This is a genomic window from Micromonospora sp. WMMD730 (assembly GCF_049178955.1).
Classification (GTDB): Bacteria; Actinomycetota; Actinomycetes; order Mycobacteriales; family Micromonosporaceae; genus Micromonospora; species Micromonospora wenchangensis.
Map to the genome: position 1 here is coordinate 31,564 of NZ_JBMHML010000002.1, position 14,850 is coordinate 46,413.

Genomic DNA, 14,850 nt, shown 5'->3' on the forward strand with positions numbered 1-14,850 from the left:
TCCGCACCGGGCCGGACCCCTCCCGTCACCCCCCGCCGGACGGCAGGGGCCCGGCCCGCCCGACCCCGTACCCATCCGCCCAGGAGGAGCACGTGACAAGCGCGCAACCGCCGTACGCCCCGACCGGCCCCGGTCGCGGGTGGCGGAGCTTCCGCCGGTGGCGACGCAGCCGGCCGTTCTGGGGCGGCCTGCTCACCGTGCTCGCCGGGGTGGAGATGTTCGCCTCCACCAGGATGACCCTCAACGGGCTGAGCTTCTCCTCCGGCGCGACCGGGCTCTACTCGCTGCTCATCCCGATCATCCTGGTCACCTGCGGGCTGCTGCTCTGGTTCAGCCCCGGTCAGCGGCTGTTCTACTCGATCGTCGCGGCGGTCACCACGGTCTACTCGCTGATGGGTCTCAACCTCGGCGGCTTCTTCCTCGGCCTGCTGCTCGGCCTTGTCGGCAGCGCCCTCGGCTTCGCCTGGACCCCGATCCGCCCCGCCACACCGCCCGCCGCCGACACCGCCGCGCCGCCCACCGCCGGACCGACCGCCGCCGGAGCCCACCCGGACGCCGACCCCGACGCCGACGACGGGTTCGACGCCGACGGCCGGCTCGGCTTCTTCGGCGGCCCCGGGGCGGACGCCGCCGCGCAGCGAGACCCGGCGCAGGACCCCGCCGGCGGGCGGGACCCACGCCACCTCGGGGTCGCGCTGCTGGTCCTCGGCCTCGCCGCCGGTGCACTGGTGGCCGCCGCGCCGAAGCCGGTACGGGCCGCCGCGCCGGGGCCGGTCCGGGCCGCCGCGCCGCAGCCGGCACCGACGGCCTGCCCGCGACCGGCACCCACCGGGACCGCCGCCCCGCGCCCCACGGCGAGCCGGACCGCGACCCCGTCGGCCACCCCCGGCGCGGCCAGCCCGTCGCCATCACCCTCGCCGGACGGCAACCTGCTCACCGACCTGCTGCACGGCCTCGGTGACCTGTTCACCGGGGGTGGGAAGACCGAGCCGGCCGCCAGCCCGTCGCCGGACGGCACCCCGTCGCCGGGCGCCGGGGCGACCCCGAAGGCCACCCCCACCGCCCGGCCGAAACCCACCGCCACCGGCTCCGGAACCCGCTGTGCCCCAGGCAGACCCGCCCGCCCCGGCACCGTACGGCCGGGACGGCCGCTGCCGAGGATCGCCCCCGAGCCGGGGCAGCCCAGGGTGGCCCGGCAGCCGTCCAAGCTGACCGGCACCCGGGTCACCATGACCGGGCTGCGGTTCGAGGGCATCGTCGACCTGCCCACCTCCGACGGCACGCTGAAGGCGTTGAAGTTCAGCATGAGCCGGGCGGTCACCGCCGACTTCAGCCTGGTTGCGGACGGTCCGGCGGGGCGCCACCAGCGGTACGTCACCGACGAGCTGACGGTGCGGGGCGACGTCGCGTTCTACGCCACCCGGTTCGTCGGCAAGCTGCTCGGCATCACCGTCACGCTGACCCCCGACCTGCCGTTCCCCGACGGCATCCCGGTCACCTCGCCGATCCCGATCACCTTCACCGACCCGGCGATCGACCTGGCGTTCGTCGACTCCGACACGCTGACCGCCCGACCGGCCCTGGCGTTGAGCCTCTCCTGACCCTGCTCCCACCCCCACGGTGTGTCGGGGGCGGGCATCCGCCCGCCCCCGACCACCCGTCACGCCCGCCGACCGGCGGTGCGGATCAGAGCCGGGCCAGGGCCCGGCGCAGCGGGTCGAGCCCGAGCGCACCCAGGTCGAGCGCCTGCCGGTGGAACTCCTTCAGGTCGAAGTCGGCGCCCTTGCGGGCCATCGCCTCCTCCCGGGCCTGCAGCCAGATCCGCTCGCCCACCTTGTACGACGGCGCCTGCCCCGGCCAGCCCAGGTAGCGGTTCAGCTCGAAGCGCAGGTTCTCGTCCGGCACCCGGCAGTGCGCCCGCATGAACTCCCAGCCCAGCTCCGGCGTCCACCGCTCACCCGGGTGGAAGCCGAACGGGTTGTCCCGGGGGATCTCCAGCTCCAGGTGCATGCCGATGTCGAGGATCACCCGGGCCGCCCGGAACGCCTGCCCGTCAAGCATGCCGAGCTTGTCGCCCGGGTCCTCCAGGTAGCCCAGCTCGTCCATCAGCCGCTCGGAGTAGAGCGCCCAGCCCTCGCCGTGGCCGGAGACCCAGCACAGCAGCCGCTGCCAGCGGTTGAGCAGTTCCGCCCGGACGGCGGTCTGCGCGACCTGGAGGTGGTGGCCGGGCACGCCCTCGTGGTAGACGGTGGTCACCTCGCGCCAGGTGGAGAAGTCGGTGACGCCCTGGGGCACCGCCCACCACATCCGCCCCGGGCGGGAGAAGTCCTCGCTCGGCCCGGTGTAGTAGATCGCCCCGTCGCTGGTCGGGGCGAGGCAGCACTCGATCCGCCGGACCTGCTCGGGGATGTCGAAGTGGGTGCCGTGCAGCTCGTTGATCGCCTTGTCGGCCAGCGCCTGCATCCAGTCCCGGAACGCCTCCTTGCCCTGGATGGTGCGCGCCGGGTCGGCGTCCAGCACGGCCACCGCCTCGTCGATGGTGGCACCCGGGCCGGCGATCCGGCCCGACACCATCCGCATCTCGGCCTCCAACCGGGCCAGCTCCGCGAACCCCCAGGCGTACGTCTCGTCGAGGTCGACCTTCGCGCCGAGGAAGTACTGCGAGGCCAGCTCGTACCGTTCCCGGCCGACGGCCTGCTTGTCCCGCCCCAGCGGAACCAGTTCGGTACGCAGGAACTGGCCGAACTCGGCGGTCGCCGCAGTCGCCGCCGCCGCGCCCCGGCGCAGCTCGGCACCGAGCGTGCCGTCGGCGTCCAGCCGCTGCACCAGCCCGTGGAAGAAGTTGTCGCCGTGCGGGTCCGTCCAGGTGTCGCACTGCTTGGCCACCTCGGTCAGCTGCACCTTGGAGCTGACCCGGCCGGCGGCGGCGGCCTCACGCAGCGTGGTCTTGTAGCCCTCCAGGGTGGCGGCGAACCGGTTGAGTCGGGCGGCGACGGCGGCCCGGCCCTGCTCACCCTCGGTGGGCATCAGGTCGAAGACCATCCGGATCTCGTGCAGGCCGCTGGCGATGACGTTCACCTCGCTGGTGATCTCGCCCGCGTCGTGCCGGGCCAGCTCCAGCCCCAGGCGCTCCTGCATCGCCTCCTTGGCGGTCCGTTCCGCCTCGGACTCCGGCTCGGTCACGTCCAGGTCGGCGAGGGTGAGCCGGGTCAGTTCGGCCCGTGCCTCGTAACCGGCGGGCGAGAGGTCGTCGAGCTGGTCGTCGTAGCCGGCGATGCCGACGTAGGTGGCGCCGGTCGGGCTCAGTTGCGCCCAGTCGGCCACGTACCGGTTCGCGAGGTCATCGATTCGTCCCACGCTGCGACCCTACGTGACCGTCGGGGCCGGTTGTCGAGTGTGTTTGCCGGGCCCGGGGTGAACGGCACGCCGGAGCCGTCGTTGCGCTATCCGAGCCCAGGGGATACCGCAACATCGCCCCAGAAGAGTTGATCATCCCGAGGCGCGGGCGCGGGTCCAGTCGAGCAGGCGGTCCGCCGGCCAGGTGTTGACCACCCGGTCGGCGGGGACGCCGCACAACGCGGCCCGCACGCAGCCGAACCGCTGCCAGTCGAGCTGCCCGGGGGCGTGCGCGTCGGTGTCGATGGCGAACCGGCAGCCGGCCTCCAGGGCCCGGCGGATCAGCCGCTTCGGCGGGTCCTGCCGCTCCGGCCGGGAGTTGATCTCCACGGCCACGTCGTGTTCGGCGCAGGCGGCGAAGACCGCGTCCGCGTCGAAGTCGCTCTCGGCGCGGGTCCGCGCCCGGTGCCCCTTGTCACCCGGGCCGGTCACCCCGGCGGGCCGGGACGACACCATCCGCCCGGTGCAGTGGCCGAGGATGTCCAGGTGCGGGTTGGCGATCGCGGTGAGCATCCGGCGGGTCATCCGGGCCCGCTCGTCGCGCAGGCCGCTGTGCACCGAACCGACCACCACGTCGAGCCGGGCCAGCAGCTCCTCGTCCTGGTCGAGGGTGCCGTCGGCGAGGATGTCCACCTCGATACCGGTGAGGATGCGGAACCCCTCGGGCAGCGCCGCGTTCACCGCCGCCACGTGGTCGAGCTGCCGGCGCAGCCGGTCGGCGGTGAGGCCACGGGCCACCGTCAGCCGGGGCGAGTGGTCGGTCAGCACCACGTACTCGTGGCCGAGTTCGACCGCGGCGAGCGCCATCTCCTCGATCGGTGACCCGCCGTCGGACCAGTCCGAGTGGGTGTGGCAGTCGCCGCGCAGCGCGGCCCGCAACGCGCCGGCCGCCTCGTCCAGGTCGACGCCCTCGGTGGCGACCAGCCGGCGCAGGTAGACCGGTTCCTCGCCGGCCAACGACTCGGTGACGCAGCGGGCGGTCACGTCGCCGACCCCGGGCAGGTCGGTGAGCGTGCCGGCCCGGGTCCGCTCGGCCACTTCCGCCGCCGGCAGCGCGGCCAGGGCGGTCGCCGCCGAGCGGAACGCGCGTACCCGGTAGGTGGCCTCGTTGGCCCGCTCCAGCAGGAACGCGATCCGGCGCAGGTCGGCGACGGGGTCTCTGGCGCTCATGGATGGCAACCTACGCGCCCGCGCCGCCGGTCGGGGGACGACCGGCGGCGCGGGGTGTACGCGGGGGAGGCGGATCAGGAGTACGGCAGCTTCACCACCGACTGGTTGCCGGTGCCGAGGGTGGACGGGTTGACGCCGATCGCCGACCACACCTCCACCTTCACCGTGCCGCCGGAGAGGTTGCCCAGCGTGCCGGTGGCCGACTGCAGGCCGGCGTTCTGCGTGTAGTGCTCGTAGCCGGGCACCGGGTCGGTGGCGAAGTACCGGTACGTCTCCACCCGGTCGAAGGTTCCGTCCCCGGTCAGGTCGTAGGAGACCCGGGCCTGCACCCCGTTGCCGACCGACTGGCCGGCATCGAGGAACAGGTCGAACCCGGTCTGGCCCCCGGTGTAGGCGAGGTTGAGCCGGGTCGCGGTGAACACCACCGGGTTGCTGGGGGTGCCGTCGTGGTTCGCGCCCCCGGAACCGGGGACGGTGGTCGTCGCCGCGCTGCCGGCGGAACCGAGCCCGCCACCGGGCAGCAGGAACCGGGTCGGCGAGCCGGCCGGCGGGGTGGTCGGCGGCGGGGTCGGGCTGGTCGGGGTCGGCGACGGCCCGGTCGGGGTCGGGGTGGGGGTGGGCGACGTCGTCGGGGACGCGGTCGGCGTCGGGCTCGGGTTGGTGCCGCCGGCCGCGTTGCCGCCGCTCCAGGTGTACGCCCCGGTCGTGGCGGTCTTCCCGGCGGCCACGGTGAGACTGGTGCCGTCGGAGAACCGCACGGTCAGCGGCGCGGCGGTGATGTTGCTGGCCACGTAGGTGCGTGCGCCGTTGCGGCTGAACACGGCGGCCAGCGGGTGGCTGGCGGTGACCGTGGTGTCGACCTGGCCGAGCGCGGCGAGGTTGCGGATCCAGTGGAAGGTGTGCGCCCGGCTCTCGCCCTCCTCCGGGGTGTAACCGGGGTTGGCGCGCAGCTTGGCCAGCGCCGCGTCCGGGTCACCGAGGGCGAGGAACTGCCAGAGGATGTCCTGCCACACGGTGGGTTCGCCGCCGTTGTTGCGGACCAGTTCGGCGTAGTTCGCCTTGTTGTACGCCGGCCGGTAGCCGAGGTAGAGGTGGCCGCCGGTGACGGGGAGCATGTTGATGCCCTGGATCATCTCCGGCTCGGCGCTGAACCAGGTCGCGTACGCCCCGCCGTCGCCCCAGACCATGCCGACGGTGGAGTGCCCGAACGCCGCCGGGTAGTTCTCGTCGTCGACGTCGAACCAGTACTCCTGGATGGCGGCGGCCTGGGTGGTGTAGATGAACACGCCCGCGTCGCGGACGGCGGTGTTGCCGGTGGCCTGACCCCACTGGATCAGGGCGTTGGCGAAGTTCATCCCCTCCGACGAGGACTCCTGGTTGTTGCCGGCGTTGAACGAGCCGTGCCCGGAGGCCCAGTCGTGCCCGGCGTAGATGTCGAAGTCCCGCAGGTAGGGGAAGCGGGTGTCGGAGCGCTGGTAGTTGTTGGCGTCCCGGATGAGCAGGTCGACCATGCCGCCGTACTGGCTCTGGGCGGCCCATGCCGGGTCGAACTTGGCAAGCGTCGCCGCCGCCGCGATGAAGTACCCGTAGTGGAAGTGGTGGTCGTTGAGTTCCTGGTCGGACCCGTACGACGCCGGGTAGCCGATCAGGGTGCCCCAGTTGCGGTCGTAGTAGAAGACCTTCGCGGCCTTGCCCGGCGTGGCGGTGAACCAGTCGGTCAGGGTGCCGCGGATGGCGGCCAGCGCCGCGTTGCGGGTCTCGGTGTCACCGACCTGGTCGGCGATCTCGGCGATCCGGGCGGCTCGGCCGAGTCCCTTGCCGGTCCAGTAGGTGTCCCCGCCGCGCTGGTCCATCGGGTTGCCCCGGACGGCGGCGAGCTGCTCCTTGAGCTGGGCCAGGTCGGTGCCGGAGCCGGTGGCCACGGCGGGGACCTCGGGCAGCACCCCGTGGAACTTCATCGCGGTGCGGAAGGAGGCCACCCCGGTGAGCACCTTCATCCGGCCGCGCGCCGACGGGTAGGTCTGGGTGAGCGGGGTGCTGCCGGTGAGCGCCTTCCACTGGTGCGGGTAGAGGCTCACCACCGTCTGCGTGGCGGTGCCCTCCCGGGCGGTGGTGGTGAACGAGTACGTGGTGGTCACCGCGCTGGTCGCCGGGTCGTAGGCGTAGCCGACCCGGGTGCCGGTGACGTGTGCGTGGGCGTACCGGCCGTAGCTCGTGGCGAGTGAGGCGCGGGCGGTGGCGTCGGCGGTGGGCGGCAGCAGGGCGATCGAGAAGTAGCCCTTGCCGGCCAGGCCGGAGGTGATCCGTCCGTTGGTGACGGTCCAGGTCGCGCCCGTCGGGGCGTACCCGACGTAGTCGTGGCCCCGGACGGTGAAGCCGATGGTGGCGCCGCTGTTGGACCAGACGGTGGCCGCGCCGCCGGTCGGGTTGATCTGGGCGTCACCGCCGCTGGCCTGGAAGTAGGCGAACGGCAGCCCGTGGCCGATGGTGGCGCGCAGGGTCCGGGCCCCGTCACTCCAGTACGGGGTGACCGTCCAGTCCGTCCAGTCGTCGACCTTCACCACCGGTGCGCCGAGCGCGGCCACGCCGACCCGGATGTCCTCGGTGTAGGTGTACTTGAACTCGCCCACCCCGGTCGCGGTGCCGCTGACGGTGGCCGCCGACGGTGCCGAGAAGCCGAGCCCGTCGGTGAACGTCTGGTAGGACACCGGGTGGGCGTGCAGCGGTTCGCTGTAGGAGCAGTTCGTCTTCTTCCACAGCAGCGACGACCACCAGTCGTTGGTGGGCACCGGCCCGGCGGGGGCGTTCGCGGTGGCGTACTGGCGGGGGTTGGTGGACATGGCGCCGCAGCCGGCGGGCAGCGGGCCGACCGGGTCGGTGGTGTAGCTGCCGGCACCGACGGTGGCCGCCTCGGCGGGGGAGTCGGCGGTGGTGAGGGTGAGGCCGCCGACGAGGACGGTCAGGGCGGTGGTGGCGGCGAGCACCCAGGGGGCGCGGCGGCGGGGGACGGGAGGTGTCATCGTGCCTCCTCCGCGCGGGGCGGGTGGGCCAACTGCGCGCGGTTCGTCGGAATTAGAGGGTTTCATGGGTCGAGAGAGCGCTCTCTCTGCATCGGACGTTAACCGACGAGTAATACCTACGTCAATGCGTACGGCCGATGACGCCGCCGCCGACCCCCGGTCAGCCTGCGCCGGAGGAGCCGCGCGGCGCGCGCGGGCAGCCGTGCTCACGCTCCCAGGCGGTCACCGCCGCCACCGGCGACCGGTTGCCCTTGCCCCGCCAGGAGTCCAGGTACTTCGCCGGCCACACCACGCCCCGCCGGATCCACCAGTCGTCGTGCCCGGTGCACTTCGGCGACAACCCGAAGTGCAGGTGACAGACGTTGTTCGCGTTCCCCGTCCGACCCACCTCGCCGAGCTGCTGCCCGGAACGCACCCGGACCCCGGCCTCGATCCCCGGGCTGACCACGCTCAGGTGCGACCCGTAGTACCGCACCCCGTCGTCACCCAGCAACGACACCGACAGGCCGCCGTTGTACGGCCCCAACGGCCCCTTCTTACGGAACCGGTCCACCCGGCTCACCTCCAGGACCGTCCCGTCGGTGACCGCCACCACCGGCTCACCACAGTCGGCGAAGATGTCGGTGCCCGGATACCCCGAGTGCGTCGGATGGTAGGCGACGTTGCCCGCCCGCACCGGAAAGACCCGGCGCAGGGCCGCCGCATCCGGCGTGGCCGACGGCGTCACGCTCGGAGCCGGGCTGCCCGACGGGCTGCCGGCCGGGGCCGTCGGGGTCGCCGGCTGGTCGCCCGTCGCCACCGCCGACGGGCCGTCCCAGACCGGGCCCGCGACCGGCTCGTCCGTCCCGCACCCCGCCAGCACCGCCGCCACGAGCAGCAGCACGGGGTACGCCGGACGGGTGCGCCGTGGGTCGGGACGCAGCAGGGACATTCGGACATCCTGACAGACGGCTACCGTGGAGGTCGCACCGCCGGCGGCATCCGGCCGACGACGGCCCCCGGAACGGCCCGCCGACCCGATCCCGGCCGACGACGGTGCGACGGGTTCCGGCCGGCCGGAGGGGGAGCAGTGACCATGACCGACCACCATCCCGGACGCGTCCCGTACGCCGCCTCGGGGCTCTTCCCCGCAGGTCCGCCCCGCCGGCCGACCTGGCGGGAACCACACCCCGTCACCGGCGCGGCGGTGGCCGCAGGTGGTGCCCTCGCCGCCGCCTGGCTGGTGCTCTTCGGGCTGCTCGGCCACGACGTCGGCAGCTACGCCTGGTGGACGGTGATCGCCGGCGCGCTCGCCTGGCTCGTCGCGTTCGCCCTGGTTCGCTTCGGCGACCGGGGGGCCGGTGCGGGTGTGGCCATCGTCACCGCCGGTGGCTGGAGCATCGCATTCGCGGTGGTCGTGGTGCGGTGGGCGGTCAGCGCGGACTGGCCGATGTGGTGACGCTGCGTCGTCGTGCGGCTTCGTTTGCTGCACCATCTTGACGTACCCGCTGTGACTGAGGACGCTCTTCGGTATGGCCTGGAACACCCCGCGGCTCGACTCCGAGCGGAGCCGTCGCCGCCTCCAGATTCTCGCCGAGCTGGCGGGCGCCCGCTCGGTACGCCAGCGGGAACGGCCGCAGCGGGAACGCACCGAACGGCTGCGTCAGCTCATCGCGACCCGTCGCCGCGTCGCCGGCTGACGAACTTTCCCCGGATTGCCGGCCCTTCGGGGCGTTGAGCGGTCGGCTGCCGACCCGACCGGTTAACGTGCACGCGTAACGAGTCGGCTGTGCCGAGGCCTTTTTGGGGGAACCATGTCGTACTTCGCTGCCGCCGTGGTGCGCGACGAGGGCGGCTGGAACGCCGCCGAGGTGAACCTGCGCGGGGCCACCGACATCGACGAGGTCGCCGACCGGCTGCGCGATGTCGAACCCGACGCCGACGTGTCGCTGCTCTTCGTCGAGGCCGACGACGCGTACCTGGTGGTGCTGCGCCTCGACGAGGGGGAGGACCTGCGGGTCTTCGGCTCCGACTCGGCGTACGCCGAGGAGTCCCGGCTGGGCGCGCTGCTCGTCGGCGACCTCAAGACGTCGGTCACCGGCCTCGACGACGTCGACGAGCCGCCGTCGGCCACCGCCGGTGGCGGCGACGAGGACAGCGAGCAGCCGGTCGTCGACCCGGAGGCCGACCCGGTCGGCGACGCCGACCTCCTCGCCGACCTGGGCATCTCCGCCCAGCGCCTGCTCAAGCTCTGCGCCCACGAGGGCATGCTCCCGGCCGACGTGACCGCCGAGGTGTGCCAGGTGCTCGGCTGCGCCGACGAGGTCGAAGAGCTGCGTGAGGTCTGACCCTCCGCACGTCGGCGACGCCACGGCGGGGTCGCCCGGTACCGGAGGTGGCCCCGCGTCGCCAGGTGCCGCCGGGCCGGTCGACGCCACCGATCCCGCCCTGGGCACCGTACGGCCGGGGCAGCCGACACCCGGCGCGGCCGGGCGGGTCGGTCCCGGGGCGACCGAGGGACTGGCCGCGCAGGATTCCGCCGGTCGCCGGCAGCGGCACGAACGGTGGATGCGCCGCGCCTTGGAGATCGCCGTCACCGGCCCGGACCTGCCCGCCGGCCGCGACGATGCCGCGGCGACGGTCGACGACGTGCCGGTGGGGGCGGTGGTCTACGGCCCGGACGGCACCGAACTGGCCGTCGGACGCAACGAACGGGAACTGACCGGGGACCCGACCGCACACGCCGAGGTGCTCGCGCTGCGCCGGGCCGCCGCGCGGACGGGCCGGTGGCGGCTGGACGACTGCACGCTGGTGGTCACCCTGGAGCCGTGCACGATGTGCGCGGGCGCGCTGGTGCTGGCCCGGATCTCGACCGTCGTCTTCGGCGCCTGGGAGCCCAAGACCGGGGCGGCCGGCTCGCTCTGGGACGTCCTGCGCGACCGCCGGCTCAACCACCGCCCCGAGGTGTATGCCGGGGTCCTGGAGACCGAGAACGCCGCCGTCCTGCGCGCCTTCTTCCGCTGACCCCGGGGCCGGGTCGACGGGGCGGGGCGGGGTTGGGTTTGGGTGACGGGGCTGATGTTGCGGTATCGCCGGGCGGGGACACCGCAACATCGGCCCCGTTGCGAGCCGTCGAGGCGACGGTCAGGAAGCGGCGACGGTGTCCAGCGCGATCTCGACCATCTGGCCGAAGGTCTGCTCACGCTCCTGCGCGGTGGTCTTCGCGCCCGTCTTGATGTGGTCGCTGACCGTCAGCAGGGTCAGGGCGCGGGCCTTGAACCGGGCGGCGATCGTGTAGAGCGCGGCCGACTCCATCTCCACCGCCAGCACCCCGTAGTCGGCGAGGGTGTCGTACAGGTCGGGCCGGTCGGTGTAGAAGGCGTCGGCGGCGAGGATCGGGCCGACGTGCATGGTGATGCCGCGCCGCTCGGCCACCTCGACCGAGGTACGCAGCAACCCGAAGTCGGCCACCGGGGCGTAGTCGATCAGCCCGTCGAAGCGCATCCGGTTCATGTTCGAGTCGGTCGACGACCCGATCGCCGCGATCACGTCCCGGAGCTGCAGGTCCTCGGTGAGCGCGCCGCAGGAACCGACCCGGACCAGCGTCTTCACGCCGTACTCGTTGATCAGCTCGTGGGCGTAGATGGACGCGGACGGCATGCCCATGCCGGAGCCCTGGACGGAGACGTCCACGCCGTTCCACCGCCCGGTGAAGCCCAGCATGCCCCGCACCGTCGAGTAGCAGGTGGCACCCTCGAGGTAGGTCTCCGCGATCCACTTGGCCCGCAGCGGGTCGCCCGGCATCAGGACCCGCTCGGCGATCTCGCCCGGCTTCGCGCCGATGTGCGTACTCATGGCAAAGATCCTGCCAGGCCGGCCCGGGGGATACCGGTGCGGCATCCGAACCGGTGTTCCTGTACCCTCGTCGGCGGTGGCGTGTCCGAGTGGCCTAAGGAGCACGCCTCGAAAGCGTGTGAGGGTTTACGCCCTCCGCGGGTTCAAATCCCGCCGCCACCGCTCGTGAACAGCGAGAACGCCCGGTCGATCCGCGAGGATCGCACCGGGCGTTCCGCGTTTGGCCGGCCGGGCCGGCCCCCGATCGGAGCCGGCCCGCGACCCGGTCAGGACGTGCCGGCGTTCCGCTGACCCACTCGGTAGGTGGCGGTGTTGCCGTCGGTGTCCAGCAGCACGGTGACTGGGCCGGGAGGCAGCGCGCAGGTGACGGTGCCCTGGGCGGCGCGGTCCGTCCCGCACGTCGACCGGCCCGTCCCGTCGAAGACGGTCAGCCGGGCCCGGCCGGTGCCGGCGGTGCGCGCCCAGGTGAGGGTCTGCCGGGCGGCGTGCTGGTCGGCCGGGACGGTGAAGCAGGCCGCGAGGCGGTCCGGGCCGGTGGTCACGGTGGTGTCCGTGGTGTCCCGGGGCAGCGTCGGGCAGGCCGGCGCGTCGGTCCGGGCGAAGCCCACCGTGTACGCCAGCTGCGTCACGAAGGTGTGCCCGGTGAGCAGCGCCGAGTGCGGTGCCGGGCCGTCCAGTACGCAGCCGTGCCAGGTGTACCACCAGAGGCTGCACTCCGCCTCGCCGTCCGCGTCCACGATGTCGACGTTCAGCGCGGCGTCGACAGGCAGCAGCGTGGCGATCGACGCCCCGGACGGGGTGGGCAGGACCAGGCAGTCGATCTGGCCGGAGGTGTCGATCCGGCCCCGGTGCGGCGCGTCGGCCCAGCCGGCGTCGGAGACGGGTGTGCACCCGGTCGGCCGCAGCGGCAGCAGGGACACCGCGAACTCGGTGGTGCTGGTGGCGTCTCTGCTGGCCAGCAGGGTGTGCCGGCCGGCGGGCAGCGGGCAGCGGACCTGGGCGCAGACCGTTCGGCCGGCGGTGTCGAGGACCCGGGCGAACGTGGTCACGTTGTCGCTGTGCAGGGCGGTCACCCGGTAGACCCCGGCGGCCGGGACGTCCAGGATCCGGCACGCCACCGGGGCCGGGGCGCCGGTGGGTGCCGTGCCGTAGCTGCCGGGCCGGACCGTGGGGCAGCCCACCGGGTCGGAGATCCGCCTGATGGCCAGCGGGTACGTCTCGGGGGTGTTCCCGGTCCACTCCCGGTACGAGATCACCCGGTAGTCGCCGTCGGCCGGGAGCACACAGCCGACCTGGTCGGACGGCTCGGTGCAGATCCGGTTGCCACCCGTGTCCTGGGTCCAGCGTGCACCGGACACGATGACCCGTTCACCGGCCCGGCCGGTGAACGGCTGGCAGTTGGTCTGCACCCGGGCGACCTGACTCACCTGGAGGGCCGGCTGGTCCCAGGGGGCGTAGCCGGTGTTCGACGAGCATCCGTCGGCCCGGTCGAGCGGGTTCAGCGCCACCTCGTACCGGTGGGGCCGGTCGGCGTAGAGGGGACTGCTGACCAGCAGGGTGTACCGGCCGGCGGCCGGCACGGTGCAGACCGGGATGCCCTCCCGGGCGCAGACCTGAGCGCCCGTCGCGTCCAGCACCTGCCAGTCGAAGCTGGTGGCGTCGAGGCTGACGGCGCGGACGAGCAGCGGCCGGGCCGCGTCGGTGCTGAAGATGTGGCAGGTCGTCTCGCCGGCCGGGGTCGCACCGCTGTTCACGGCGCTGCCCGGGTCGCCGTACGGGGCGAGCGGCAGGCTCTGGCAGCCCGCCGGGTCGGACAGCCGCCGGGCCTTGACCAGGTGGGTGCCCTCCTTGCCGTACTGCTCCCAGCTCAGCAGCCGGTAGGGGCCCGGCTGTTCGAGCCAGCAGTCACCGCCGCCGTAGCTCAACTCGCAGACCGTTCCGAACTGCCCGTCGAGGATCAGCCCCCGGATGTCGCGCGGACCGCCCGGGTCGGCGAACCGCAGCAGCGCGCCGCGCGGCTGGTCGAACAGGTGACACCGGGCCGCCGCTCCGGCCGGCAACGTCACCGTGCTCCCCGGGGAACTGAAGTCGAACAGGTCCGCCGGCAACTGCCCGCAGCTCGACGGGGTATGCGTCGACTCGGCCGCGATCGTGTAGTTCCCCCGCCCGGTCGAGTACGGCAACCGCAGGGTGATCCGGTAGGTCCCGGCGGCACCGACCCGACAGCGGTTCGCGTCCACGCCGAGCCGGCACAACTCGCGACCGGCGGCATCGGTGACCCGGCCGCCGACGGAGTCCGGCCCGGAGCCCCGCCCAAGCTGGATCAGCAGCAGGTCGTCGGCGGCGGTGGTGGTGACGGTCCAGACGTCCTGCGCCTGGTCGACGATCGCGGTGCAGGTGACGACCGTGCCAAGGACCAGACCGCCGCTGCAGCGGGAGCGGGGTGGCTTGGGCTGCCGGACAATGGTGGTGGAGCGGGTACGTGGCTGTTCGGTGCTCAGCCCGGCGGCCTGCGCACCGGGGGCCGGGGCCGTCGCCAGGTGCGGCGGGATCTGCTCCGCTGCGGGAACCGGCACGTCCCGGTCCGGTGTGTTCCGGCCGGATCCGGTGGCCGGCGTCTTCCGGGCGGTGGCGGCCGGCGACCCCGGGTCCGATGTGGCGGGTGCCGGCGGGTGGGTCGCCGCGCTGTCTGACGTACCGACCGCCGCAGCCGGGGTCGGTGCCCCGTCACCTGTGGCGATCGGGCCGACGGCCAGGGCCGGGACGAGCAGGGCGGCCAGCGCGAGGCGTGGCAGTGACTTCCCGGCCCGGATCACCGGGCGGGACAGGACGGTACGTGACATAGATCCCCCGTGTGCTGCCGACGCCGACCGCGTGGCCAGGAGATGTTCTCATCGGGGCCGGTCGCGGACAATCCACGTTGCGGTTGCAGTTCAGCAGGGGCTGTGGCCCTCGTCGAAGAGGCGACGGGCCCAGTCGGCGTACCCGGCGATGATCTCCCGGACGGCCGTGCCGTCGTGCAGGAAGAGGTAGCCCCGGTCGCCGTCGCGGGCCAGCAGCCCGTCGAACCGGTACGTCCGCTGTGGAGCGTGCAGCCGGACCGCCGACGGGTAGCGGGCCAGCACCTCCGCGACGGGGGTGCCGACGGTGATCCCCTCCGGGGTGCTCATCGGGTCGTCGAGCCAGAGCAGCACCAGCCGGTCGTCGACGAAGATCGGGCTGGCCGTGCCGTGCCCGACCAGCGTCATGCCGCAGGTGTCGGCGTCGGCGCGCAGCACCCCGCGTCGGGTCAGCTCGGTCTCGCTGGCACCGAACTCGGCCCCGGCGAGGCCGTGCAGCCCGACCACCTGGCTGGCGCCGATCGGCCGCGCCGGAATGTCGGGCCCCGACGGATGGGTGCCGCTGCCCGACGCCGAGGCAGCCACCAGTA

Annotated in this window: 12 protein-coding genes and 1 tRNA gene; 6 read left to right on the forward strand and 7 right to left on the reverse strand. The window is 73.5% G+C overall.

The features are described from left to right. The first annotated feature begins 92 nt into the window (after positions 1 to 92). On the forward strand, positions 93 to 1,601 hold the full coding sequence (locus ACN265_RS00165; RefSeq protein ID WP_421405673.1) for a DUF6114 domain-containing protein: 1,509 nt from the start codon (positions 93 to 95) through the stop codon (positions 1,599 to 1,601). An 85-nt stretch (positions 1,602 to 1,686) separates the two neighbouring features. Here ACN265_RS00165 and ACN265_RS00170 read toward each other — a convergent pair whose 3' ends face one another. From ACN265_RS00170 to ACN265_RS00185, 4 genes are all read right to left on the reverse strand, one after another. Further along, complete coding sequence (locus ACN265_RS00170) at positions 1,687 to 3,357, reverse strand: DUF885 domain-containing protein (RefSeq protein WP_421405674.1); 1,671 nt, start codon at positions 3,355 to 3,357, stop codon at positions 1,687 to 1,689. Positions 3,358 to 3,489: 132 nt separating this feature from the next. Further along, entirely contained in the window at positions 3,490 to 4,566 is a 1,077-nt protein-coding gene (locus ACN265_RS00175) for a PHP domain-containing protein (protein ID WP_204926976.1), read from the reverse strand. Between the two features lie 74 nt (positions 4,567 to 4,640). Beyond that, positions 4,641 to 7,586, reverse strand: coding sequence for a glycosyl hydrolase (locus ACN265_RS00180; RefSeq protein WP_421405675.1), 2,946 nt, complete (start codon positions 7,584 to 7,586; stop codon positions 4,641 to 4,643). 160 nt (positions 7,587 to 7,746) lie between these two features. After that, on the reverse strand, positions 7,747 to 8,676 hold the full coding sequence (locus ACN265_RS00185) for a peptidoglycan DD-metalloendopeptidase family protein (RefSeq protein ID WP_421405676.1): 930 nt from the start codon (positions 8,674 to 8,676) through the stop codon (positions 7,747 to 7,749). Here ACN265_RS00185 and ACN265_RS00190 point away from each other — a divergent pair. From ACN265_RS00190 to ACN265_RS00205, 4 genes are all read left to right on the forward strand, one after another. After that, complete coding sequence (locus ACN265_RS00190) at positions 8,662 to 9,024, forward strand: hypothetical protein (protein ID WP_421405678.1); 363 nt, start codon at positions 8,662 to 8,664, stop codon at positions 9,022 to 9,024. The two genes, ACN265_RS00185 and ACN265_RS00190, sit on opposite strands and share 15 nt — an antisense overlap. Positions 9,025 to 9,097: 73 nt before the next feature. After that, positions 9,098 to 9,265 (forward strand): hypothetical protein, encoded by a 168-nt coding sequence (locus ACN265_RS00195; RefSeq protein ID WP_204926980.1) that lies wholly within the window; start codon positions 9,098 to 9,100, stop codon positions 9,263 to 9,265. Positions 9,266 to 9,379: 114 nt separating this feature from the next. Beyond that, entirely contained in the window at positions 9,380 to 9,913 is a 534-nt protein-coding gene (locus tag ACN265_RS00200; RefSeq protein ID WP_204926981.1) for a tRNA adenosine deaminase-associated protein, read from the forward strand. Positions 9,914 to 10,133: 220 nt separating this feature from the next. Further along, positions 10,134 to 10,589, forward strand: coding sequence for a nucleoside deaminase (locus ACN265_RS00205; protein ID WP_420118805.1), 456 nt, complete (start codon positions 10,134 to 10,136; stop codon positions 10,587 to 10,589). 120 nt (positions 10,590 to 10,709) lie between these two features. On the opposite strand, the gene deoD is transcribed toward ACN265_RS00205, so the two are convergent. Further along, complete coding sequence (deoD, locus tag ACN265_RS00210) at positions 10,710 to 11,420, reverse strand: purine-nucleoside phosphorylase (RefSeq protein WP_363658442.1); 711 nt, start codon at positions 11,418 to 11,420, stop codon at positions 10,710 to 10,712. Positions 11,421 to 11,495: 75 nt separating this feature from the next. On the opposite strand from deoD, the gene ACN265_RS00215 reads away from it, so the two are divergent. Further along, a tRNA-Ser gene (locus ACN265_RS00215) sits at positions 11,496 to 11,582 on the forward strand. A 104-nt stretch (positions 11,583 to 11,686) separates the two neighbouring features. Here ACN265_RS00215 and ACN265_RS00220 read toward each other — a convergent pair. Continuing rightward, positions 11,687 to 14,263, reverse strand: a complete 2,577-nt coding sequence (locus ACN265_RS00220; RefSeq protein WP_421405679.1) for a hypothetical protein — start codon at positions 14,261 to 14,263, stop codon at positions 11,687 to 11,689. A 90-nt stretch (positions 14,264 to 14,353) separates the two neighbouring features. Continuing rightward, positions 14,354 to 14,848 carry a hypothetical protein gene (locus ACN265_RS00225; protein ID WP_421411280.1) on the reverse strand — a complete coding sequence of 165 codons (495 nt, stop codon included), beginning with the start codon at positions 14,846 to 14,848 and terminating at the stop codon, positions 14,354 to 14,356. Positions 14,849 to 14,850: the final 2 nt, after the last annotated feature.